Source organism: Lentisphaera araneosa HTCC2155, assembly GCF_000170755.1.
In the GTDB taxonomy this organism is placed as follows: domain Bacteria; phylum Verrucomicrobiota; class Lentisphaeria; order Lentisphaerales; family Lentisphaeraceae; genus Lentisphaera; species Lentisphaera araneosa.
Map to the genome: position 1 here is coordinate 21966 of NZ_ABCK01000008.1, position 21909 is coordinate 43874.

At 41.2% G+C, this 21909-nt stretch carries 22 protein-coding genes; 17 read left to right on the plus strand and 5 right to left on the minus strand.

The genetic code is table 11. From position 1 onward, the window contains the following. Window positions 1–3: 3 nt before the first annotated feature. A complete protein-coding gene (locus LNTAR_RS09770; RefSeq protein WP_040914666.1) occupies window positions 4–1386 on the minus strand; it encodes an MATE family efflux transporter in 1383 nt (460 codons plus the stop codon). A gap of 135 nt (window positions 1387–1521) precedes the next feature. Here LNTAR_RS09770 and LNTAR_RS09775 point away from each other — a divergent pair, with 135 nt between their 5' ends. After that, on the plus strand, window positions 1522–2649 hold the full coding sequence (locus tag LNTAR_RS09775; protein ID WP_007278531.1) for a glycerate kinase family protein: 1128 nt from the start codon (window positions 1522–1524) through the stop codon (window positions 2647–2649). Here the strand turns inward: LNTAR_RS09775 and LNTAR_RS25500 are convergent. Both LNTAR_RS25500 and waaF read right to left on the minus strand, forming a co-directional pair. After that, window positions 2639–4087 (minus strand): FtsW/RodA/SpoVE family cell cycle protein, encoded by a 1449-nt coding sequence (locus tag LNTAR_RS25500; protein ID WP_007278532.1) that lies wholly within the window; start codon window positions 4085–4087, stop codon window positions 2639–2641. The genes LNTAR_RS09775 and LNTAR_RS25500 overlap by 11 nt on opposite strands. Beyond that, the gene (waaF, locus tag LNTAR_RS25505; RefSeq protein WP_007278533.1) at window positions 4088–5170 is read right to left on the minus strand and encodes a lipopolysaccharide heptosyltransferase II; all 1083 of its coding nucleotides are present in this window, start codon (window positions 5168–5170) and stop codon (window positions 4088–4090) included. A 163-nt stretch (window positions 5171–5333) separates the two neighbouring features. Between waaF and LNTAR_RS09790 the strand changes: the two genes are divergently transcribed. From LNTAR_RS09790 to LNTAR_RS09820, 7 genes are all read left to right on the plus strand, one after another. Then, window positions 5334–5600, plus strand: a complete 267-nt coding sequence (locus tag LNTAR_RS09790; RefSeq protein ID WP_007278534.1) for a hypothetical protein — start codon at window positions 5334–5336, stop codon at window positions 5598–5600. Between the two features lie 8 nt (window positions 5601–5608). Further along, a complete protein-coding gene (locus tag LNTAR_RS09795; protein WP_007278535.1) occupies window positions 5609–6472 on the plus strand; it encodes a hypothetical protein in 864 nt (287 codons plus the stop codon). A 67-nt stretch (window positions 6473–6539) separates the two neighbouring features. Then, window positions 6540–7709: an OmpP1/FadL family transporter gene (locus tag LNTAR_RS09800; protein ID WP_007278536.1), complete on the plus strand. Its 1170-nt coding sequence runs from the start codon at window positions 6540–6542 to the stop codon at window positions 7707–7709. A gap of 87 nt (window positions 7710–7796) precedes the next feature. Next, window positions 7797–9221 carry an adenylosuccinate lyase gene (gene purB / locus LNTAR_RS09805; RefSeq protein WP_007278537.1) on the plus strand — a complete coding sequence of 475 codons (1425 nt, stop codon included), beginning with the start codon at window positions 7797–7799 and terminating at the stop codon, window positions 9219–9221. Between the two features lie 81 nt (window positions 9222–9302). Next, window positions 9303–10298 carry a hemolysin family protein gene (locus LNTAR_RS09810; protein ID WP_274377939.1) on the plus strand — a complete coding sequence of 332 codons (996 nt, stop codon included), beginning with the start codon at window positions 9303–9305 and terminating at the stop codon, window positions 10296–10298. A gap of 222 nt (window positions 10299–10520) precedes the next feature. Next, the gene (locus LNTAR_RS09815) at window positions 10521–12161 is read left to right on the plus strand and encodes a hypothetical protein (RefSeq protein WP_007278539.1); all 1641 of its coding nucleotides are present in this window, start codon (window positions 10521–10523) and stop codon (window positions 12159–12161) included. Window positions 12162–12325: 164 nt separating this feature from the next. Next, window positions 12326–13942: a hypothetical protein gene (locus tag LNTAR_RS09820; protein ID WP_007278540.1), complete on the plus strand. Its 1617-nt coding sequence runs from the start codon at window positions 12326–12328 to the stop codon at window positions 13940–13942. 63 nt (window positions 13943–14005) lie between these two features. On the opposite strand, the gene LNTAR_RS09825 is transcribed toward LNTAR_RS09820, so the two are convergent. Both LNTAR_RS09825 and LNTAR_RS09830 read right to left on the minus strand, forming a co-directional pair. Next, window positions 14006–14464 carry a superoxide dismutase [Ni] gene (locus tag LNTAR_RS09825; RefSeq protein ID WP_040914681.1) on the minus strand — a complete coding sequence of 153 codons (459 nt, stop codon included), beginning with the start codon at window positions 14462–14464 and terminating at the stop codon, window positions 14006–14008. Between the two features lie 97 nt (window positions 14465–14561). Then, a complete protein-coding gene (locus LNTAR_RS09830; RefSeq protein ID WP_007278542.1) occupies window positions 14562–15560 on the minus strand; it encodes a DUF2786 domain-containing protein in 999 nt (332 codons plus the stop codon). A gap of 86 nt (window positions 15561–15646) precedes the next feature. Here LNTAR_RS09830 and LNTAR_RS09835 point away from each other — a divergent pair, with 86 nt between their 5' ends. From LNTAR_RS09835 to LNTAR_RS09875, 9 genes are all read left to right on the plus strand, one after another. Then, on the plus strand, window positions 15647–16150 hold the full coding sequence (locus LNTAR_RS09835) for a TIGR00645 family protein (protein ID WP_007278543.1): 504 nt from the start codon (window positions 15647–15649) through the stop codon (window positions 16148–16150). A 10-nt stretch (window positions 16151–16160) separates the two neighbouring features. After that, window positions 16161–16676, plus strand: a complete 516-nt coding sequence (locus LNTAR_RS09840; protein WP_007278544.1) for a hypothetical protein — start codon at window positions 16161–16163, stop codon at window positions 16674–16676. After that, window positions 16676–17305: a dTMP kinase gene (gene tmk / locus LNTAR_RS09845; RefSeq protein WP_007278545.1), complete on the plus strand. Its 630-nt coding sequence runs from the start codon at window positions 16676–16678 to the stop codon at window positions 17303–17305. The genes LNTAR_RS09840 and tmk overlap by 1 nt, the downstream gene beginning before the upstream one ends. A 101-nt stretch (window positions 17306–17406) precedes the next feature. Next, window positions 17407–17844 (plus strand): ribose 5-phosphate isomerase B, encoded by a 438-nt coding sequence (rpiB, locus tag LNTAR_RS09850; protein ID WP_007278546.1) that lies wholly within the window; start codon window positions 17407–17409, stop codon window positions 17842–17844. Then, on the plus strand, window positions 17844–18587 hold the full coding sequence (locus LNTAR_RS09855; RefSeq protein WP_007278547.1) for an ElyC/SanA/YdcF family protein: 744 nt from the start codon (window positions 17844–17846) through the stop codon (window positions 18585–18587). Before rpiB ends, LNTAR_RS09855 begins: the two co-directional genes overlap by 1 nt. Before the next feature lie 65 nt (window positions 18588–18652). Continuing rightward, complete coding sequence (gene cysE, locus LNTAR_RS09860; RefSeq protein ID WP_007278548.1) at window positions 18653–19426, plus strand: serine O-acetyltransferase; 774 nt, start codon at window positions 18653–18655, stop codon at window positions 19424–19426. Window positions 19427–19521: 95 nt separating this feature from the next. Further along, entirely contained in the window at window positions 19522–20517 is a 996-nt protein-coding gene (gene gap / locus LNTAR_RS09865) for a type I glyceraldehyde-3-phosphate dehydrogenase (protein WP_007278549.1), read from the plus strand. 76 nt (window positions 20518–20593) lie between these two features. Continuing rightward, on the plus strand, window positions 20594–20857 hold the full coding sequence (locus LNTAR_RS09870; protein WP_007278550.1) for a phosphoribosyl-ATP diphosphatase: 264 nt from the start codon (window positions 20594–20596) through the stop codon (window positions 20855–20857). A gap of 29 nt (window positions 20858–20886) precedes the next feature. Continuing rightward, window positions 20887–21876: a CobW family GTP-binding protein gene (locus tag LNTAR_RS09875; protein WP_007278551.1), complete on the plus strand. Its 990-nt coding sequence runs from the start codon at window positions 20887–20889 to the stop codon at window positions 21874–21876. Window positions 21877–21909: the final 33 nt, after the last annotated feature.

Genomic DNA, 21909 nt, shown 5'->3' on the forward strand with positions numbered 1-21909 from the left:
TGATTAGATGATTTTCTTCGTCTTCCAAATGCCAGTACGAAATCTTTGGTAGTATAAAATGCCTATGGCGATGATGAGGATGGTGAAACTCCACCAAACTTTTATAGGGCTTAGCTCCAAGATATTTATTTCTATGTAAGCGAGTATGCACGCACCCCAGAAAATAAAAAAAGTCAGACAAGTCGGGTAAATCAGATCACCAGCACCTTTGAGGATACCTGCATAAACGAGGTGAATGGCATCAAAAGTCATATATACACAGGCAATTCTCAGCATTGTACTAGCCATTTGACTCGTTTCATTGAGCTCGCCATTAGTGAAGGCGCTGGCAAGGTTAGGAGCAAAGATGAAAAAAATGATGGCGAGTGTACCCGAATATAACATGGCGATTTTTAGAGCGTTATAACTCGTGCGTTCAGCTAATTCAGTTTTTCCCATGCCTATATATTTTGCGCTCAGCGCAATTACGGCAATTTGTATGCCTGTCATCGGTAAATAAGAGAGGAGTTCCCAACTAAAGGTGATAGTTATGGCCGCCGCTGCTGTGGGCCCGGCCGATGCAAAGATAAGAATGAAAAAATTAAACCCCGATAGTTGAAGTAAGAATTCCAATCCTGCTGGGAGGCCTAGTTTAAGCAGTGCTCGCATGATATCAGGATTGTAGCGAATACTGAGGTGAGTTTTATGGCTTTCGCGGTAGTGGTGGCTGAAGTAATAATAAATCAAGATACACAGGACTATGAAAGAGGAAATGACTGTAGCCCACGCAGCACCGACTATGCCGAGTTCGGGCAGATTCCATTTCCCAAATATCAAAGCATAGGTAAGTGGGATGTTAATGACGACACCTATAAGGGCGCTCTGCATAATGATCATAGGCTTACCAATTCCAGAGAAGAAGCTGGCTAAAACACATCTTAGCAAAGTGATGATGTGAGCCGAAACGAGTATTTGGTAATATTGAGTTTCTAAATGAAGTAGGCGGCCTTCGTGACCACAAAATGAAAAGAAGTTTTTGGCGAAAGGTAAAGTAAGATATAAACAGGGGGCAAAGAGGCAGGCGAGCATGATGCCTTGTCCTGCGGCTAGCGAGGCTTCAATAGGTGATTTCTTCCCAGTGAATTGTCCTGAGAGTGCGTTGACTTGGGAGAGTAAGCCGAAGAAGAGAGTTACGGTGAGAAAGGAAGTGAGCCCCCCAGAAAGTGCGGCCGCCATATCGATCGGGGATTTTCCTGCGAGTAGATAGCGGTCGGTAAACATGAGGATGGTATCACTGGATTGAGTGATAATAATGGGAGTGGCTTGAATTAATAAGACTTTAATCCCGCCAGGGCCACGCCAAGATTTTTTTTGAGCTTCTACAAAGTTGCGATAAATCATGGTCATAAAGATGCTTTGGCTTTATCAAATTAAAAAGCTTGCGATGGAAATTGGCGAAAGTTTTTTTCTAGGTTCTTTCAATTAAAGTAAACTCAATTAGTTTATTTTATGCAGGTTTAATTTTTATTTGGTGAGCTCAAGATGAGATTAGTTTTTGCTTTTGATTCGTTTAAAGGGACGATTGATGCCCGAGATTTGTGTGAGATTGCAGTGAAGAAATTTGCTGAATGGGAACCGACTTGGGAATGTATACCTATGCCATTGGCAGATGGTGGAGAAAATACTGCTGAAATTATCGCAGGAAATTTACAAGGTAAGATTTCCTCGATGGGGCAAGTGCAAGGACCAGTTAAGGCGATGTCATGCGAAGGGCATTATGTAGAGTTGCCCGGAAAACGAGCAGTTGTGGAGATGGCACATTGTTCGGGTTTAGCGCAATTGGGCTTAGAGGGTAAAGAGCCGCTGAATAGTAATACATTTGGAACGGGACAAGTTTTACGCTATCTAATTGATCAAGGATTTGAAGAGATTTTATTGACTCTGGGTGGTAGTGCGACAAATGATGGTGGAACTGGCGCAGCAGCGGCCATGGGCTGGAAGTTTATCAATAATCATGGTGATGAGTTTGTTCCGAATGGTGGAACCCTTTTGAATATAGTTGATATAATAGCGCCTCAAGATTTTGATTCTTGGCCGAAAATATCCGCTCTTTGTGATGTGCAAAATCCCATGACAGGTGCGCAAGGGGCAGCCTATATTTTTGGACCTCAAAAAGGCGCGAATAAAGATCAGATTTTACTAATCGATGAAGGTTTAAAACATCTGGCAAAGTTGTTTAGTGCTCAGTTGTCGAAAGATGTCGAAGATCTGCCTGGCACAGGTGCCGCTGGAGCTTTTGGCGGAGGGGCGATGGCCATGATGAATGCTGACTTGGTTCCTGGTATCGAGACTATTTTGGATTGGTTTAAAGCCGATGAAGTTTTGCAAGCAGCGGATTATTTGATAACTGGAGAGGGCTGTTTAGATATGACCTCTTTTGGTGGAAAAGTTGTGGGAGGTGTGAGTCAACGTTATGGCGCTAAGTCTGAATTGGGGCTAGCTGCGATTGCGGGTGCAGTAAAAATTAATGCGGACTTCGCAAAGCAAAAGGGCTTATCTTATGTGGGTGAATGTCGAAAAGCGGATCAGTCGGAAGTAGATGCATTTTCTAATGCTAAGCAAAACTACATCGATGCCTTAGAAGAATTTTATCGTTTTCTCAAGTCTTAAGTTCTTTAAGTTTTTCAGCAGATTCAATTCCCTTCCTATGTATGTAAATGCTCTGAAGGATACCAATACATATTAAAGAAGACACAATTGAAGAGCCGCCATAGCTAATGAAGGGGAGTGGGATCCCGATTAAAGGTGCAACCCCCATTGCCATGCCTACATTTATATATGTGTGGTATAAGAATAAGACGGCAATAGAGATGGCCATGTACTTGCCGAAAGCATTTTGCGCATAGCAGGCAATTCGAAAAGCGCTTATGAAAAGGCCTAATTCAAGTAGGATAACTAGTGTGCCCATGCGGAATCCACCTTCTTCGGCAATGACCGCGTAAAGTGAGTCTGTGGTGGAAACTGTTTGAGGAAGGAATCCGAGTCGCACTTGTGTACTGTTTCCTATGCCTTTACCATTGAGGCCCCCGCTGCCTATGCTTAATAATGATTGGCGCGCATGCCAGCCTTCGGCTAGGTAAAATTGTTTTAAGCTTGTGAAGACATCAGGTTTTTCGTTATAGAGATCTTTGGAGATTGTGATATTCTTATTTTTGAACTCTTGTAGGAGAGTTTTATCGGGGCGTCTTGATGTGAGAATCGGCGTTATTTTTTTGTGCTCCATACCATGCGCTAAAGCTAGTTTTTTGATAGTAATTAGTTCATTGATGTATTTGTAAGGGCTACGCATTAGTTCCATGCGTTCCATGCATTTGATAGGAAGCTCATTTTTTTCAGCGAGTTTCTTACCTCTCGCAATTGCTACGGGGTGGGATACGGGGTGTACAAACACATCAATACGTTTCTTTTGGTGATCCTGTAGCAAGAAGTAGAGAATGGGGGTCATGATAGCGATGGCTAAAATTGGGTAGATGATGTAGCGCTTTCGAATGCCAGCAACAAATAGTACGGCAACAGTGACTGGAATGAAAGTACTGGCAGACCCAAAGTCAGGTTGGAGACCCACGAGAAATGCGGGCAAAAACCCAATGCAAATTACGGGGATGACGTGCCAGAATTCACTTAACTTTCTGTGAGCTTGCGAAGCAAACCAAGAGAGGGCAACAATGGTGCAGGGTTTTGCGATCTCCGCAGTTTGAAGTGTGATCGGACCCAGTTTGATCCAGCTTTTTGCACCGTTGATGGTTTGGCCGAATAATAGGACACTTACCAGCATGATTAAGCCGAAAACATAGATCTGCCACCAAAAATGACCGTAGTAATTGTAATCGATTACGGCTACCACTGTGCAAGCGACTCCGCCAACAATAATCCATTGGATTTGCTTAGTTCCATAATTAGCTAGAAAGCCCTGTACTTGTTCTCCGATTCCATTTATATAGGTCACGCTGATAATAAGCAGGCAAACCGTGCATAAAGTCAAACTTAAGTCAAAGCGACTAAGGCGTTTCACCCAATCAGGTAAAGACTGGAATTTTTGTCCTCTCATTTATCCCAAACTTTCGAGTAATTCAATGACCATATTAGGGCTTACGGTCGAAAGACATTTGTATTGATCTTCATTAAGAGGACAGGTTTTTTGAAGGCAGGGTGAGCACTCTGGATTTGTGGAAGCAATTTTCCAGCGACCGCCTAGTGGGCCAGTGGCAAATGAATCTGTTGAGCCAAAGATGGCGACACCTTGAGCGCGAACACTCGCAGCCAAATGCATGGCTCCGCTATCGTTGACGACGCAAAACTTTGAGCCAGCTAAGATGTGCATGAGTTCAGGGATAGATGTTTTGCCAACCAGATTAAGAGCTTTAGGGCATAGGGATTCGACTTCAGCTCCAACTTGTTCTTCCCCAGGGGCGCCCAATATGGCGACTTTGCCGCCTTTAGAAATCCACCAATTAGCGAGTTCCGCATAATGCTTTGCGGGCCATTGTTTAGCGGGGCCAAAAGCGGCTCCTGGAGCAATATTCAGCCATATGTCTCTTTGCTCGGTATAAGCAATTTTCGCGAGTTTATCTTTGTCGATATTTGGTGTAGCGGCCTCGAATTGGTCGTTCCATCCTTGTCCTCCAGCGATGTAAGCGAGTTCAAGGTACTCTTTGAGTTGATGGTTTTTGTCTTCTCCGGGAGTACGATAAAAGCCAGGGAGAGAGCGGTTTAGCATCAAGCCACGCCCGCGACCTGAACGACCAATTTTCAGTGGTATTCCCTTAAGGAAAAGATCCATGGCGGACCCAAAGGAATTTGGGAAAATTACAGCAAAGCCAGGGTTGGCTTTTCTAATGAGTTCAGTTTCTCTTCTCTTTGTATGTTTTTCTTCCATAGCAATGACCTCGCTAACCCAGGGGAAGCTCTGCCACAATGAAGCGAGGTTTTTTTTACATAGAATAATGAAAGGAGCGCCGTTTGGTAGACTCTGTTGAATTTTATAAACTGCTGGTAAAGTCATGACTGCGTCGCCTAGCCAATTGACAGATCGGATGATAGCACCGCGTGCTTGGAGGTTTTGTGGGATTTGTTGACGCTGGATATTGTCTGGCTCGCTACCAATCTCAGCTTGGTAATAATTTGGTATCATAAAATCCTGTGTAATTTTGTCAAAATATAGCGGAAGAGAGCTATTTAACTACAGAAAAGGATAAAAATCTGTTTAATTTGTACAATATTTTTTTTAGAGTCTTGAACAGCTGAGTAGAATGTTTTACCTTGGATTAGAGAGTTAAATAAATTTGCAATAGCGTATGAGAAAAGTATTGGGAACATATGAAAAGCCACTGGCTTTCAAGCTACAAGATGGATTTGCAAGATATCTGTTTAGTATTGCTTCCGCGATTATCGCGGTGTTCTTGATCTATGTACTTGTAAATAATGCCGTTGATATGTTAAACTTTATTGACGTTAATTCTGCTGGAGAAGGTGGAATGACTCATGATGATGAAGCCGTAGTATGGATTCGTCGAGGTTTATCTATTATTGCAGCAATATATTGTTTTAAAAGAACCAGTTAGGAGAACACATGGCCACACTATTAGTACTATATCTCATATTCGGCTCAGGCATGATATGGGGTTACACAAAATCGAAGAAAGATCCAAGAAAACCAATCCCCAAACTCATGTCAATCATCTGTGCAGTTGCTGTCGTGATGGTGGCTATTCTTTCTCCTCTGATTAATGCGGGCCCAGATCGTGTTGCCATTGAAGATCAATACAGAAATTCTCGTTTGCAAAAACTAGCAGCAGATCTCGCTAGCCAAGTGACAGGCCCAGGTAAAGTTTTGGTTATTCATAGCTATGATGTAAATAATGAAAGAAGTAATCAGCACCTACAAAGGTCACTGGCCTATCTTCAAAAGGGGTTTGCAGGCAAAGCTAATATCGAAAAACTTATTAATCCCGCGCCTCCTTCAAAAAATCCAGATGAAATGGAAATGATGGAAGAAGTTACTGGAGAACAGTTACAGGCCGTTCTTGAGAGTAATGCAGATTGTGATGTAGTCGTTTTTCTTTCTTCTTTGCCTTATGGTAGAGAACAGTTAAAAGCTATGGAAATTTTTCACATGCCACCGAAAGAGGCTGATAAAGGTTATGTAGAAGATTCATACCCTGAGTTCGATGAAGCAAAACTTCCAGTAGTTGGTTTGTCAGTAAGTTCGAGCGTACGTGAATTAAAAAGCTTTATTAAAATGGGTAGAATTGATTCGGCCATTTCATGGAACCCATCAAAAGACTTTACACAAGTAACTAATCCCCCAGCTTCTGAAGATTTGAATGAATGGTTTGATCAGCGTTACTTATTAATCAATGCTTCCAATGTTGATGCCTTAGATGGTCAGCATGGCAATTTGTTCGTCGAGCCTAAGCCTCCGAAGAAGAAATAAAACAATACAACTTTTCAAAACCGCAGGTGCATACCTGCGGTTTTTTTGATTAATTTTGGGGTATTCAATGAAAAAATATTATTTTGCCTTTGCGGCTTTTTTGGGTAGTGCACTGCACGCAACCGTAGCTTTATCAACAGGAACTAATCAGGCGGCCTTAGCTGGTGGTGGTGTGGCTGCACCTCAAGACTCTACGTGGGTAAAGTTAAACCCTGCATCCATTGTGGGTATGGGTAACCGAGTTGATTTGAGTTTAGAGTACTTAAGACCTCAGAATGAAATTGAAATGGGCTCTGGAGGTTTACCTAATGCCTTTGAGAGCAGTGTCGATGATACGGGAAACTTATTTTTCCCACATTTCTCGATGGTGGAGCAATTGGATGATCAATCAGCGTATGGTGTCGCGCTCTTTGTTAACAGTGGTTATTCCTCAGATTATTCGGGTGCACGGTCTACGCCAGGGCATTTAGGTGATTATGATAGACGCCTTGAGTATAGTTCATACAAATTGTCATTAGTCTATGCGCATGAATTTAATAATGGTTGGCGCGTTGGTTTTGGTCCTAACTTGAGCTATGCACGAGTTAAAACTGATATGTTGACATTGACAACAGGGCAGCAGACGAGAGGCAATAATGAATGGGATGATAGTTTTGGAGTAGGCTTTCAATTAGCCGTTCATCGTGAATGGGATCGCTTTGCCTTTGGTATGTCCTACACATCTCGAGTGTGGTTTTCGGAATTTGGTAAATACGAGGATGTGACAACGCATCCACTGGATATGCCCAACATATTACAGACAGGTATAGCCTATAAATTAAGAGACAATTTAACTTGGACTTTTGATTGGCAGTACCTTAATTGGAGCTCTGTAAAGGCTTCAGGCAATGATGTGACTGACGGCGGTTTTGGTTGGAGTAATCACAATATTTTTAAAACTGGGCTTATCTGGGCAGTTGATGAGCAGTGGACTTTACGCGGTGGTTATTCTTGGGGCGAGGCTCCGATTGATAGTGAAGCACTATTTGCCAATGCCTTTGCACCAATTATTATTGAGCATTATTTATCCGCAGGTTTTTCCTATAGAGTTAACGAAAAATGGGAAATCGCGGGTGCCTATATACATGGCTTTGAAAATAGTGTGACAGATAATGGAGGGCAGATTCCCTTGGCAGAAGGCACCGAAGTGACTTCCTCGGTGGATATCGTAAATATCGGCTTAACTTATTACTTTTAAGACTTTCTAATTTATGTTCAGAGCTTTGTAGATTTTCTAATCATGCGAGCTAAGTTCCCGAAACGTTTTAATTAATAAGGAAAAACAATGTCTAAAGATAGATATGAGAATCCCTTAGTAGCTCGTTACGCTAGTAAGGAAATGAGTTATATTTGGTCTCCGCAAAAGAAATTTTCAACTTGGCGTAAACTTTGGCTTGCTTTAGCTAAAGCTGAACAAGAATTAGACCTTCCTATTTCAGATGAGCAATTGAAGGCAATGGAAGGCAATCTAGAAAATATCGATTTCGATTTAGCGGCTAAGTACGAGCGCGATTTGCGTCATGATGTAATGGCTCACGTACATGCTTGGGGTGATCAGATTCCTGTAGCAAAACCAATTATTCACTTGGGCGCAACAAGTTGTTACGTTGGAGACAATACGGACCTAATTCAGATTCGTGAGTCTCTTGATTTAGTCGAGAAAAAAGTTGTTAAACTTATCAATGTTTTAGCTAAGCAAGCTAAAAACTATAAAGATTTAGCAACACTTGGTTTTACTCACTTTCAACCAGCTCAGCTCACAACAGTAGGTAAGCGTTGTACTTTGTGGCTTCAAGACTTTTTAATTGATTTAGAAGATCTTCGTCACCGTATAGATACACTGCCTTTCCGCGGCGTAAAAGGAACCACGGGTACACAAGCAAGTTTCCTTGAACTCTTCGAGGGTGATCATGATAAAGTGAAGACTTTAAATTTACGTGTTGCTGAGCTTATGGATTTTGAGAAAGTCATTCCTGTTTCCGGTCAGACTTACACACGTAAAATTGACTACTTAGTACTTAGTCAACTATCTGCGATTGCTCAATCTACGGCTAAGATGGCTGTTGATATTCGTTTACTTTCTAATCTTCAAGAAATTGAAGAGCCCTTTGAATCTAAACAAATTGGTTCAAGTGCGATGCCTTATAAACGTAACCCTATGCGCTCTGAGCGTATTTGTTCAATTGCGCGTTATGTAATGAGTTTAGCAGATAATGGTGCTCATACTCACGCCAACCAATGGTTTGAAAGAACGCTTGATGACTCTGCAAATCGCAGGCTTTCTTTGCCTGAAGCTTTCTTGGGCGTCGATGTAGTTCTTACACTTGCAACAAATGTGATTGAAGGTATGGCAGTTTGGCCTCATGTCATCAATAAGAGAGTGATGACTTACCTTCCCTTTATGGCGACAGAAAACATCATTATGGCTTGTGTAAAAGCTGGTGGTGATCGTCAAGATCTCCATGAGGCAGTTCGTATTCATTCAGTAGCAGCGGCAAAAGTGATGAAAGAAGGTGGTGAAAATGATCTTCTCGAGCGCATTGCAAATGATGAGATTTTTGCCGCAGTCAAAGATAAGCTTGATACTTTGACTAACCCAGCAGACTATATAGGTCGTTCTTCGCAGCAAGTTGATGAGTTCATTGACGAAGTTGTACTCGCTGAAGTAGGCGACGTCGAAGATGTTGAGATGGATGACATTATCAACTAAATTTATTATCCACCTGCTTTGTAGAAACTATAAAGCAGGTGTGGAGACCTTTTGTTAAGTTTAATTTTATTATCTTTGTTAGTGGTGTGTTTCTCTGCTCTTTCTTCGATGTCGGAAGCAGCATTTTTATCTATTACTGAAGTTGAAGTAGAAAAGAGTCAGCTAGATAATCATAACAAAGGTTCATGCTTTGCCCTGAAAAAGCTACATGAGGACTTAACTCATACTATATCAGTTTTAGTTATCCTTAATAATATAGCCAATATCGCTGGTTCATTAGCAGTAGGAGCTATTGCGACTAAAGTGCTCGATGATGTGTGGCAAGGTTTTTTCTCTGCAATCCTCACTTTGGTAATTATCATATGGGCAGAAATTATTCCTAAAACTATTGGTGAGCGCTACGAGACTAAGGTTTGTCTTGCAGTCGCTAGGCCCCTTTATTTTACTTCAAAGTTAATTGGCTGGCTTGCGGATATTTTGAACTTTATTGCTAAGTTCTTTGTACCCGCACAACAATTATCTCACACAACTGATGAAGCAGAAATTTTGATGTTGGCAAAAATTGGTGGTGAGGAAGGTGTCATTGACGAAGATGAATCAGAGATGATTGCCAATGTCTTTAAATTGGATGACACGAAAGCTTCTCACATCATGACTCCACGTGTTAAAATGTTTTATTATTCGATTGATCAGACGCTTAATGAAATTAAAGAAAGTCTCATTGATTGTTCCTACAGTCGCATTGTACTTGTGGGTGAAGGCCCAGATGATATTAAAGGGGTGGCGCACAAAAATGAGTTGCTTGTGGCGATCATCAATTCACAAGGCGATGAGAAATTAGAAAACTATATCCACAAAGTTCGCTTTGTGCCTGAACAAGCCCCAGCAGATAAGCTATTAAAAGACTTCCAAGATAACCGCCGACACCTTGCGGTAGTAGTAGATGAATTTGGCGGTGTGGAAGGGGTGGTTACCTTAGAAGATGTGTTAGAGGTGCTCACAGGTGAAATCGTAGATGAATACGATGCTGTCGTTGATTTACAGCAATCAGCACGATTAGAAAACAGCGATAAGTAGTATTTCGGGAGCAAATTTATAGCCCTTTATGCTGATGGTGGAGGAGCTATTAGATATATTTATTCACTTATACAAGAGTAGGTATGTCTCATTTACTTAATTGGAGTAAGCAGAAAAATCGAGAAAAACACCACAAAATGACAAAAGTGACACTTGTCGACTTGATAGCTTGTTAATCATGACTTAGATTAAGAAAAACTAATATAAATTAATGAGGATGTTATGTCTGAAGAAGAAATGCCGGAAGATCCGTTTGGAATCTTAAGTCCGGAAGAATTGATGGAGATTCAGGAGAACTATCGTAAGCAAAAGCTTAAAGAGTCTTTAGTTGGTCCTGTTATCTCTACCTGTATGCACGTTCTACTTATTTTTGCCGCTTCATTCTTTAAAGGTGAAAGCAAAGAGGCCAATGCACAAGTAGAAATTACTCAGCAAGTAGAAGAAGTGATTGAAGAGCCACCACCGCCACCGCCGCCACCACCACCACCGGATGAGCCTGATATGGAAACTGAAGTTGATACAGTTAATCCAGAGATTACTGAAACAGTAGATGTGGAAGATGTGGCAACTGAAGTAGAAGAGGTGAGTGATGAGCCACCAGCAGCTGAAATCATGGATGATGTTGAACTCATGTCAGATGTTAAGCCGTCGACTTCTCCTATGCAATCTGCTAAAATGTTTAGTGCACGTTCGCCGAATGCAAAATCAGCAGCTCTCCGTAAATATGGTGGTTCAAAGGCCGCTCAACAAAGCTTACTTAAAGCACTCGACTGGTTAGCTAAAAACCAGAAACCTGATGGATCTTGGGGTAATAGTGGTACAACTGGTTTAGCACTTCTCGCGTACCTTGCCCATGGTGAAACTCCTAAATCACAGCGCTATGGTAAAACAGTCAGTAAAGCCATTCAGTGGCTCGCAAGTTCAAGCCCAGGTGCCAATCTAGTATATACGCCAAACTTCGACAAAGTAGAACGCGTAGTAGGAATTCAGGAAGTGATCCAAGAGGAACTTGGTTTCTTTGCAGCTGGTCCTGCTCAAGGTACAGGTGATGTAAGAGTTGCGCACGGATACCCGCACGCTATTAAAGTTTATGCATTAGCGGAAGCTTACACAATGACGGGTAACTATAGTATTGAACGTCCTTTGAAAGCCTTTGCGGCATTACTCATTAATGGGATGAAGCCTGAGGGTGACTTTGACTATAACTATAAAAAAGGCCCTCGTTGGGATAACTCCATTTCATTTTGGAACTATCAGGCACTCAAAGCACTTAAATCTACGGGCTTGGATTTCGAAGGTCTTGACGCAGCTATAGAAAAAGCTATTCCTCGCATGAAGTTAATGGCGAAGTATCATTTTCCGTACTCAGGTACTTCTAAGCCTACTAAAGGTAGAGGTAATGCAGGTCTCGCAGCAGCAGGTGCTTTATGTCTCCAGCTCTTAGGCGCAGCAAAGGGCGATGGCAATGTTGATAATATTATGGACCGTCTTGAAAAAGAATCTATTCCTAAGATGGACTGGGAGAACTCCCCAAAGAAATGGACGATGTACGCTTGGTACTACCAAACTTTTGCAATGTTCCAACACGGTGGTAATCATTGGAAAGGCTGGAATAAAATATTCCAAAATGTTCTCATGAAAAACCAACACCCAGAAGGTTACTGGTCACATGAATTAGCATGGGGTGCAGGTAAAAACCTTGAATCAAAGGCATACCAAACTTCTTTGGCGGCTTTGATGCTTACAGTTTATTATCGCTACTTGCCTTCTACTTCGGTTAAGAAAACTAAGCCAAAGTCAGCGACTCAGAAAAAGAAAGAGAAAGAAGCTGCTGGTGGAGAAGAAACTATAGATATCTTCTAAGCTAGAGTTTATAGAGATTTTAAAAGCCTTTGCGATTGTCGCAAAGGCTTTTTTGTGTATAAACGATAAATATGAAAAAAGTGACAAAAATGACACATTGACACTTGCTATCTACTTTTCCTCACATTAGAGTGAATCATTAAGTTAATAAAAGTGAGGTGCTTATGTCAGATCAAGATCATTTAGAAGACCCATTTGGGCTCTTAAGTTCAGAAGAATTAATTCACATTCAGCAAGAGTATCGCAAGAAGAAACTGAAGGAAACTTTACTGGGACCTCTTATTTCTACAGGCTTTCACGTGCTTTTAGTTTTTGCTGTTAGCTTTTATAAAGCAGAGCCCAAAACTGAAAACCCCCAAGTAGAAGTGACTCGTTCTGTTGATGAAGTCCCTCCCGTGCCTAAGCCAGAACCACCACAAGTTCCTCAAGTAGAACCTACTGTATGTGATCTTCCAATAGTTGATGAAAATAAACAAGTGGATAAGCTGTCTATTGATGAGTTGGAGCCGACTGTTGAAGAGTTTTCTATTGATCCTCCTGCGGTAGACATGAGTAATGATATGAGCTCATTAGATATTTTAAAACCATCTACATCCACAGGCTTATCATCTTCCATGTTTATCGGTCGCACACCTGAGTCTAAACAAAGATTACGAAGCAAACATAATGCCGATCAAACTGAAGAGAGTTTATTAAAAGCCTTGGATTGGCTAGCGAAAAATCAAAGACCGGATGGTTCTTGGGGCAATAGCGGCGTGACGGGTTTAGCTCTCTTAGCTTATTTAGCTAATGGAGATACACCGCAATCTAAGCGTTATGGTAAAACGGTGAGTAAAGCCATTCAATGGTTGGCCAGTTCAAGTCCAGGAGTTGATCTTGTGAGTGCTGTAGGTATTAATTCAAATGATAGAGTTGTGGGTCTACGCAATGTGACCCAAGAAGATCTCACCTATTTTGCTGGTGGCCCGAGTGTGGGAACTGGTGATGTGCGTGTATTACACGGCTATCCTCACGCCATAAAAGTCTATGCTTTGGCAGAAGCTTACCTGATGACCGGCAATTATAGTTTGGAAAGGCCTTTGAAAGCGTTTGCGGCTACACTAATCAAGGGGCAAAAAGCAGAAGGGGATTTTGACTATAATTATAAAAAGGGGCCGCGCTGGGATAATTCGATTTCCTTTTGGAATTATCAAGCCCTAAAAGCTTTGGATGCGATTGATTTAGAATTTGATGGTCTTGATGAAGCGATTACTCGATCAATTCCTCGCATGAAGCTCATGGCAAAATATCACTTTCCCTATTCGGGAACATCAAAGCCAAGTGCTGGTCGAGGAAATGCGGGCTTAGCGGCAGCAGGAGCTTTGTGCTTGCAATTATTGGGGGCGGCAAAAGGTGACAGTTATGTGGATAATATTATGGATCGCCTTCGCAAAGAAGCTGTGCCTCAAATGAATTGGAATCATTCACCTAAAAAATGGGTCATGTATGCTTGGTATTATCAAACCTTTGCGATGTTTCAGCATGGAGGCAAGCATTGGAAAGAATGGAACTCAGCATTTCAAAAAGTTCTCATTAAAAATCAACATCCCGAGGGTTACTGGTCGCATGAATTAGCTTGGGGAGCAGGGAAGAATGTTGAAGCGAAGGCCTATCAAACTGCGATGTCGGCTTTGATGTTTACGGTTTACTTCCGTTATGGTATAGAAGCTGATAGAGCCACAATGAAAAAGAACAGAAAAGAAAAAGCTTTAAATGAAGATGAGACCATCGACATATTTTAGTTTCGGCACATAAAAAAGGCCTTTGCGAGATTCGCAAAGGCCTTTCTAAGATCTAAAAAATTCTTAGTGGCTGTGCTCGAGGTGCACGTGGTAGTAGGGCACAATAGCCATGATAGCTTTTGTGAGTTCCTCAGAGTACTTGCCATCGGCATTTTGTTTGACCTTCATAGCGGCAACCATAATGGCATGGTGCTTAGCTAAGCGGTCTTTGTAATCTTTTTGAGAAGCTTTCACACGTTGAGTCAAGAAGTAATGACTTATTGTTTCAATAACATTTTGTGCGTGAGTTTCTTTGTTTGTGACCCAACGGCTGAGTTGATTAGCTGACTGAGCATCAGTTTTTCCTGCGAGTTCCGCAATCATTTTACTAGCTTTGGCAGTGGTTTTTGTGTCTTCAAGCATTTGAATGACACGTGCGCCATCATCGTAAATTCCACAAGGCACTTCACAGTGAGCTTGAGCCGTTTGATTTGTCGTAATAGCTGTTAGGCCGATAATTCCGGCTGTAAGTAATTTTTTCATTAACATCGTAGGTCTCCTATTTAAATGCGTTCATATAATAAAAGCCAGTTTTCATTTTTGAAAACTTTATTTAAGCAAGACAGCATTTAGAAATGTGTTAATTAAGTCGTTTTTGAGCCGTTTTCTTAGAAAGTGACTTGGGTATTTTAAGTTTGCGTCCGATTTGTTGGCCCTGTTTATAGAGGGCAGGGTCAATTTTGTATTTATAAGAAATAGATCGCGTTCGAGGATTGAGGCTTGTGAAGAAATCTAATAAGGCGGGATTTCTTAGGTGAATGAGTGAGTTCTGGCTGGCATGTTTATTATGCTTCAAGCTTGATTCAAACCCCTCATATAAGCCTAGGAGGAATTGTTCTCGCCTCTGTCCAGCTTTCTTATATTCTTTCCAAAGGCTCTGACCTTGGGAGTAGAGAAAATTATAAATGTATTCCGCAGTGGCTATGTTTTGCAGTTCGCCATAAAACTCGAAGAAATATTTTTCTTCTCGATTCGAGTAATTTTTTAGAACTTTCACGTAAAAATATCGACTGCAAATATTGATAATTTGACTATGCCACATAGGGCAACGCTTGAAGGCTGTGCCAATTGAGCGAAAGGAGAAATTGTGCTCGTGCAAGTTATGATTATACTTATCCATCAGTGCTTGTGCTTTTATCGCGGCGTTAGTGGCCTCGTGTTGATTGCTTGATTTGGATAAAGCTAAGAGTTTATTGATTTTGTTGTTCAGTGAGGAGTGTTTTTGCGGGTTTCGCAAGCTGGCTTCGGATGAAATGCCGAGCTCAGAACAGGCTTTTTTAAAAGAGGGGCCATGGGAAGTCTCGTTGCTACCTTGGTAGGCGAGGTCGGCTATCATATGAGCCAGTTCATGTTTAAAAACATGTAAAACTTGATCCCAAGGGAATTCATAGAAGATAGTTTCTGCTAAGCAAATTTCATTTTTTGATTTAGACCAATGACCTAAAGTTTTGTTGAGCTTATTTGATATGCTCAAAGTTGGGCATGAAAGAGCGTAGTTTTTTAAGATGCCTTCGGCATGTTCTTGTAGACGCATGTACCAGGCTCGGTAGATATTTGTGTGGTCATCTTGCTTTGGCATAAAGAAAAAGTTTTTTTGTGATTGTTCAAAAGTAAAGCTCCGCTAATTTAGGCGGAATTAAAAATAATTGTCAATAGGAAGATACAATGTTAAAGAAAGTTGAAAATGCTTTTGAAAAGTTTTTGTTTACGAGTCGTTGGTTATTAGCTCCGTTCTACGTAGGTTTAGTTGTAGGTTTAGCGCTTCTCCTCGTTAAATTTTCGAAGGAAGTTTTTCATTTAGTGACGGTTATAGGGACAATTACCAAGTCAGAACTTATCATTTCTGTGCTGACACTCATAGATATTTCTCTCATTGCCAATTTGCTCGTCATCATCACTTTCAGTGCGTACGAAAGTTTTGTTTCTAAAATTGATGTGGTGATTGATGAAGATAAGCCGGGTTGGATGGGTAAAGTCGGCTTTGGTCAATTAAAGATTAAATTGATCGGCTCAATTGTGGCGATTTCTTCTATTGAATTGCTCAAAGTTTTTATGCGCGAAGGTGAATTGAATCCCCAAGAAGTGAAGTTAAAAATAGCGATGCATATTACCTTTGTCTTTTCAGGCTTATTGATGGCCTTAATGGATTGGTTATCGAATAAGAAATAGAGGGGGCAGTATGATTCAAACATTAGATAAATTTGTTAAAGACCTTAAAGATCCCGCAATTACCGAAACTTTTGATCAGGCGCCATTTAGTAAGCGTTTGGACTTGAGCCCCGCAAAAGCGGATTTGGTCAAAAAAGCTGAAGCGGTGATGGCAAAGTCACCTAAATTTAAAAGTTTAAGCGGTAAAAAGAAAGAGATGCTTGAATCGGCTTTTTATCTGGCTTGGGATTGTTTGGATGAAGGTCATGAAATCATTAGTAATATCGGTGATTTAGAAGCGAGTTATCTGCATTGCGTGATGCACCGAGTTGAAGGTGATTTACCAAATGCAAGTTATTGGTACCGCCGTTCAATTGCCTGTGACTTACATGACGAATTACCAAATCTCGTGTCCAACTTAGTTCCTACTGCTGCAGTTTTTAATGATCCTGTGGAGTATGGAAAGATGGAAGCTAAGATGGGGGCTGAATACAAAAAAGTTCGTCAATACGAATTCGCTTTGTATCTCAAGGAGATTTTTAAGTAATGGATTGCTCACGTTTTATTGTGGTCGAAGGAAGTGAAGGCGCAGGTAAAAGTACGGCCATTAAACTCATTAAAAATTTATTAGAAGAGCAGGGGCAAACGGTAACTTTAGCCAGAGAGCCAGGCGGAACACCCATGGCCGAAGATTTACGCACGGTGATTAAGTCAGCTTCGGTGGATGAGAAAGTTGACGCACGTACAGAGCTATTGATTATGTATGCCGCTCGGGTGCAATTAGTCGAGAATGTGATTCGTCCCGCACTTGAGCGAGGTGAATGGCTAGTTTGTGATCGCTTCTTTTATTCGACTTGGGCTTACCAAGGTGGAGGTCGTGAGTTAGGCTTAGATTTAATTCGTCCCATTCACGATATTTGCTTGGCAGATATGACTCCTGGTTTAACGATTTTTATGGATTTAGATCCAGAATTAGGGCTTGAGCGTGCGCGTGGTCGTGGAGCTCTCGATCGTTTTGAGCTTGAGCAAATTGACTTTTTTCATCGCACGCGAGCCATGTATACACAACTTTGCGATGAGCGCAAAGAAATGCAAAAGCTTGATGCATCTCAATCGCTGGAAGAAGTTCATGCCCACTTGCTCAATTTGATCCGTCCTTATATTGAGCAAAACTAAGATTTATGACACAAAGTCGCGAGTTCTTAAGGAAATGAATTTGCTTTTTAGGTAGATGAGTCAAGAATCATTTTAAGTTAATTAATTCTTCGGAGAACAAAGTGAAAATTTCGATTGCATCAGATCATGCAGGTTTTGAATTCAATAAAAAATTAAAAGATTACTTAGAATCTCAAGGCCATGAAGTTCAGAGCTTTGGTTGTGAAGGTTTAGATAGCTGTGACTACCCAGATTTTGGTATTCCTGCAGCAAAAACTGTTTCTACTGGCGAAGCCGATCGTGCCATTTTAGTATGTAATAATGGTATTGGTATGAGTATGCTCGCCAATAAGTTGGATGGTATTTTAGCTGCACTTGTTTACTCTGAAGAAACGGCACGCATGACGCGTCAGCATCACGGATCAAACGTGTTGTGTTTAGGTGCAGCGCAATTTAGCGAAGATGAACTCCTTGCATTTATTAAAGCATGGATGGAAACTGAATTTGAAGGTGGACGTCACGGTCGCCGCATTGGAAAAGTTCAAGATTTAGATGCTTAATGTTTTTTATTAAAAAAGCAGTTGTCTTTTTTATTAATCCCCTCGTGTTATTTTGTATAGCACTAGGGGTTTCTTTTTATCTATGGAAAAAGAAAGATGATAAGAAGCGAGCGTATAAAGTTGCGATGATCGCAAGTTTGTCAATTTTGCTGTTGAGTTTCCCCCCAGTGAGTCATTTGATTGCACGCCCTCTGGAGTATCAATACCCGCCCTCATCAAATCATTTAGATGCAAAATATATTGCAGTTTTGGGTTCGGGTCATAGTTCTCAGAAGCATTGGCCAGATAGTTTGAAGTTGAGTCGAACAGCACGATCGCGCTTGATGGAGGGTTTGAGGCAAAAGCAGTTGAATCCAGAGGCGAAATTTATATTTTTTGGTTTTGGCGTTAATGGCAAGCAGCCTCATGGAGAAATTATGACTCAGGCGGCTATTAGTTTGGGAGTGAATCCGGAAGATATTAGTTTTTCTGTTCAACCTCGAGACACGAATGAAGAGGCTCAATTCGCTAAAGAGGTTTGTGGAACTGAAAAGCTGCTCTTAGTGACGGATGCGACTCATACTCCTCGTGCGATGAAATTATTTAAAAGTTATGGCCTCAATGTTTTTGCGACTCCCGCAAATTATGAATCATATGGCGATGCTTGGTTTGTCCCCATGCCAAGTGCAGAAGCACTAGAGTTGACAAGAAAATCAATCTATGAATATGTGGGTTTGATTTGGGTTAACTTAAAGACTAAATGATTTTTTTGAGTTTGATTCTAGAAATTATGGCATAAGTTTGGCTTGATTAAATTTCAGGAGTAAACATGATTAGCAAGTTTTGGCAGGAAATTTTGACTCAGGCGGAGGCTGTGAAGCAGGATGAGCACCGTCTCGCAAAACTGATTGATGAAGCCATTTTATCCAAGTCCAGTATTGAGCAAGTTTTGACTTCTCGCCTCGCGGAAAGTTTAGGTGAAAAATATGTCAGTGCTGAAGATCTTGAACATATTTTTACGGAACTCTACGCTGAAGACCCGTTTTTAGCGAAGGCCGCAAAGAAAGATTTGAAGGCGATTTGTGATCGTGACCCCGCTTGCAACTGCTATGTCATTCCTATGCTGTACTACAAAGGTTTTCAGGCTTTACAAGCGTCTCGTTTAGCTCATATCTTATGGAATAAAGGTCGAGCCCATTTAGCTAGCCATATTCAATCTCGCAATGCTGAGATTTTTGGTGTGGATATTCACCCAGGTGCTCGCTTTGGTACAGGTATTCTCCTCGACCACGCTTCTTCATTTGTCGCAGGAGAAACGGCTGTTGTGGGTGATGATGTCTCGATCTTACACGAAGTTACCCTCGGGGGTTCAGGTAAGGAATGTGGAGATCGTCACCCGAAAGTGGGTAATGGCGTTCTCATTGGTGCAGGAGCTAAACTGCTAGGTAATATCTGTATTGGTGCAGGAGCTAAAATTGGTGCAGGAAGTGTTGTCCTTGATGATGTGGAAGGGCATACGACAGTTGTTGGCGTGCCGGCAAGACCCGTTGGTAAGCCCCTACATCAGAGCCCATCCAAGTATATGGATCATCATGTGGAGTAATCTGAGTCATAAAGATAGGCAAAAAAAGATTTACGCTTATAGTACGCACTCATAAAAATTTCTAAACAAAAACAAAATAAACTAAGGATAATACAATGGCAATTAAAGTCGGTATTAATGGTTTCGGTCGTATCGGTAGAAACGTTTTTCGCGCAGCTGCAAAACGTGACGATATTCAAATTGTAGGTATTAACGATCTTCTTGACGTAGACTACCTCGCATACATGCTTAAATATGACTCAGTACACGGTCGTTTCGACGGTTCTGTTGAAGTTGTTGACGGTAAACTCGTAGTAGACGGTTCTGAAGTTCGCGTTTCTGCTGAACGTAACCCTGCGGATCTCGCATGGGGCGACGTAAGCGCTGAAGTAGTAGTTGAATCAACTGGTTTCTTCCTTACAGACGAAACTGCACGTGGTCACATCGCTGCTGGCGCAAAGAAAGTTGTTCTTTCTGCTCCTTCTAAAGATGCTACTCCAATGTTCGTTTACGGTGTTAACACTGACAAGTACGCTGGTCAAGACATCGTTTCTAACGCTTCTTGCACAACTAACTGTCTTGCCCCTATCTCTAAAGTTCTTAACGACAAGTTCGGCATTAAGCGTGGTCTTATGACTACTGTTCACGCTGCAACTGCTACACAAAAAACTGTTGACGGTCCTTCTGCGAAAGACTGGAGAGGTGGTCGTGGTATTCTTGAGAATATCATTCCTTCATCAACTGGTGCAGCTAAAGCTGTAGGTAAAGTTCTTCCTGAGCTTAACGGTAAACTTACTGGTATGGCTTTCCGCGTTCCAACTTCTGACGTTTCTTGCGTTGACTTAACTGTTGAGCTCGAAAAAGATGCTTCTTACGAAGAAATCTGTGCAGAAATGAAGCGTGCTTCTGAAAACGAGCTTGCTGGTGTTCTCGGTTACACTGAAGATGCAGTAGTTGCTACTGACTTCCGTGGTTGCGAACTCACATCAATCTTCGATGCGAAAGCAGGTATTGCACTTGATGGCACATTCGTTAAGCTCGTATCTTGGTACGACAACGAAATGGGTTACTCAAACAAAGTACTCGACCTTATCACGGTTATCACTGCTTAAGCTTTAGATTTAGTATTGAAATTTCGAACGCAGCTCATATTTTGAGCTGCGTTTTTTATTTAATTCAGGATATATAATGAAAACTTTCGAAGAACTCTTTGAAGAGCTCAGTAAAAAAGCTGCAGCTGGAGATCCAAATTCAGGAACTGTTAAGGAACTCAATAAAGGTACTCACTTCATCGGGAAAAAAATTGTGGAAGAGGCAGCCGAAGTTTGGATGGCTGCAAAATTTGAGACTGACGACGATACAGCTCTAGAAATCTCTCAGTTGCTTTATCACCTTCAAGTCATGATGATTGATCAAAAGTTGACTCTCGAAGATATTTACAAAAAGCTTTAGTTTGATGCCGGTTTAAACCGGCTTTTTTTATGCGTAAACAAGATTATAAGATTCCAGTAACGATTCTCACCGGTTTTTTGGGAGCAGGCAAAACCACTTTGTTAAATAATTTAGTTGAACAGGGCGATAAACGTCTAGCACTAATTATAAATGAATTTGGCGAAGTAGGTCTAGATGGTGATTTAGTAACCAATGCAGAAGACCAAGTGCTTGAACTGAATAATGGTTGTCTTTGTTGTACAGTTAAGGGTGATTTGACCAAGATATTGTTAAACTTATTAAGTTGTGAAAAAGAATTTGATCAAATTGTTATTGAGACCACCGGTTTAGCAGATCCCGCTCCGGTTGCTGAGTTGATTTATTTTGACTCTCATGTGAATAAAAGGTTTTATCTGGATGGCATCGTTACGGTATTTGATTGTGCTAATGTGGATTCAGTTTTAGAGACGCCGGAAGGGCTTAAACAGTTGATATATGCGGATAAAGTTTTACTCAATAAGATGGATCTAGTTGAGGGATTTGATTTAGCAAGATTGAAAATTTTAAATCCTTTAGCAGACTATGAGGAAACAGTTAAGGGTGAAGTCAGTGATTTAGCAGCTTTGTTGGAGCAGGGCGGTTTTCGAGTAGATCTGAAAGCTTTGCAAGGAGAGACACATCACAATCGCGACCATTCTCACGATCACGACCATTCTCACAATCACGACCATTCTCATAGCCATGAACATAGTGACATGGCATCTTTATCAATATGTAAGAAAGGCAGTTTGAACAATGGAGCATTTCGTCAATGGATTGGAGCATCGCTTTTTGATACATCTCAAGTAATTTATCGAATGAAGGGGATAGTGAACCTTTCGGGGGTTAAAGGAAGTACGGTTTTTCAGTCTGTGCATCGTTTGTTTGAGGACGAAGTGGCAGAAAAAGATTACAAGGATGAAAACCGAATCGTTTTTATCGGGAAAAAATTAAATGAAGAGAAGTTGAGAAAAGGTTTTTTTGCGTGTTTCGAGCCGTAAGTTCTAGTGAAAATGTGATTGAGTTTTATTGTT

What these genes read in the sequence shown, in the direction of transcription:
- LNTAR_RS09775 (WP_007278531.1), top strand. Translation starts at nt 1,522, where the DNA reads ATGAGATTAGTTTTTGCTTTTGATTCGTTTAAAGGGACGATTGATGCC.
- gap (WP_007278549.1), top strand. Translation starts at nt 19,522, where the DNA reads ATGGCAATTAAAGTCGGTATTAATGGTTTCGGTCGTATCGGTAGAAAC.
- LNTAR_RS09820 (WP_007278540.1), top strand. Translation starts at nt 12,326, where the DNA reads ATGTCAGATCAAGATCATTTAGAAGACCCATTTGGGCTCTTAAGTTCA.
- tmk (WP_007278545.1), top strand. Translation starts at nt 16,676, where the DNA reads ATGGATTGCTCACGTTTTATTGTGGTCGAAGGAAGTGAAGGCGCAGGT.
- LNTAR_RS09770 (WP_040914666.1), bottom strand. Translation starts at nt 1,386, where the DNA reads ATGACCATGATTTATCGCAACTTTGTAGAAGCTCAAAAAAAATCTTGG.
- cysE (WP_007278548.1), top strand. Translation starts at nt 18,653, where the DNA reads ATGATTAGCAAGTTTTGGCAGGAAATTTTGACTCAGGCGGAGGCTGTG.
- LNTAR_RS09875 (WP_007278551.1), top strand. Translation starts at nt 20,887, where the DNA reads ATGCGTAAACAAGATTATAAGATTCCAGTAACGATTCTCACCGGTTTT.
- waaF (WP_007278533.1), bottom strand. Translation starts at nt 5,170, where the DNA reads ATGATACCAAATTATTACCAAGCTGAGATTGGTAGCGAGCCAGACAAT.
- LNTAR_RS09815 (WP_007278539.1), top strand. Translation starts at nt 10,521, where the DNA reads ATGTCTGAAGAAGAAATGCCGGAAGATCCGTTTGGAATCTTAAGTCCG.
- LNTAR_RS09800 (WP_007278536.1), top strand. Translation starts at nt 6,540, where the DNA reads ATGAAAAAATATTATTTTGCCTTTGCGGCTTTTTTGGGTAGTGCACTG.
- LNTAR_RS09870 (WP_007278550.1), top strand. Translation starts at nt 20,594, where the DNA reads ATGAAAACTTTCGAAGAACTCTTTGAAGAGCTCAGTAAAAAAGCTGCA.
- LNTAR_RS09835 (WP_007278543.1), top strand. Translation starts at nt 15,647, where the DNA reads ATGTTAAAGAAAGTTGAAAATGCTTTTGAAAAGTTTTTGTTTACGAGT.
- LNTAR_RS09790 (WP_007278534.1), top strand. Translation starts at nt 5,334, where the DNA reads ATGAGAAAAGTATTGGGAACATATGAAAAGCCACTGGCTTTCAAGCTA.
- purB (WP_007278537.1), top strand. Translation starts at nt 7,797, where the DNA reads ATGTCTAAAGATAGATATGAGAATCCCTTAGTAGCTCGTTACGCTAGT.
- LNTAR_RS09830 (WP_007278542.1), bottom strand. Translation starts at nt 15,560, where the DNA reads ATGCCAAAGCAAGATGACCACACAAATATCTACCGAGCCTGGTACATG.
- LNTAR_RS09840 (WP_007278544.1), top strand. Translation starts at nt 16,161, where the DNA reads ATGATTCAAACATTAGATAAATTTGTTAAAGACCTTAAAGATCCCGCA.
- LNTAR_RS09855 (WP_007278547.1), top strand. Translation starts at nt 17,844, where the DNA reads ATGTTTTTTATTAAAAAAGCAGTTGTCTTTTTTATTAATCCCCTCGTG.
- LNTAR_RS25500 (WP_007278532.1), bottom strand. Translation starts at nt 4,087, where the DNA reads ATGAGAGGACAAAAATTCCAGTCTTTACCTGATTGGGTGAAACGCCTT.
- LNTAR_RS09825 (WP_040914681.1), bottom strand. Translation starts at nt 14,464, where the DNA reads ATGAAAAAATTACTTACAGCCGGAATTATCGGCCTAACAGCTATTACG.
- LNTAR_RS09795 (WP_007278535.1), top strand. Translation starts at nt 5,609, where the DNA reads ATGGCCACACTATTAGTACTATATCTCATATTCGGCTCAGGCATGATA.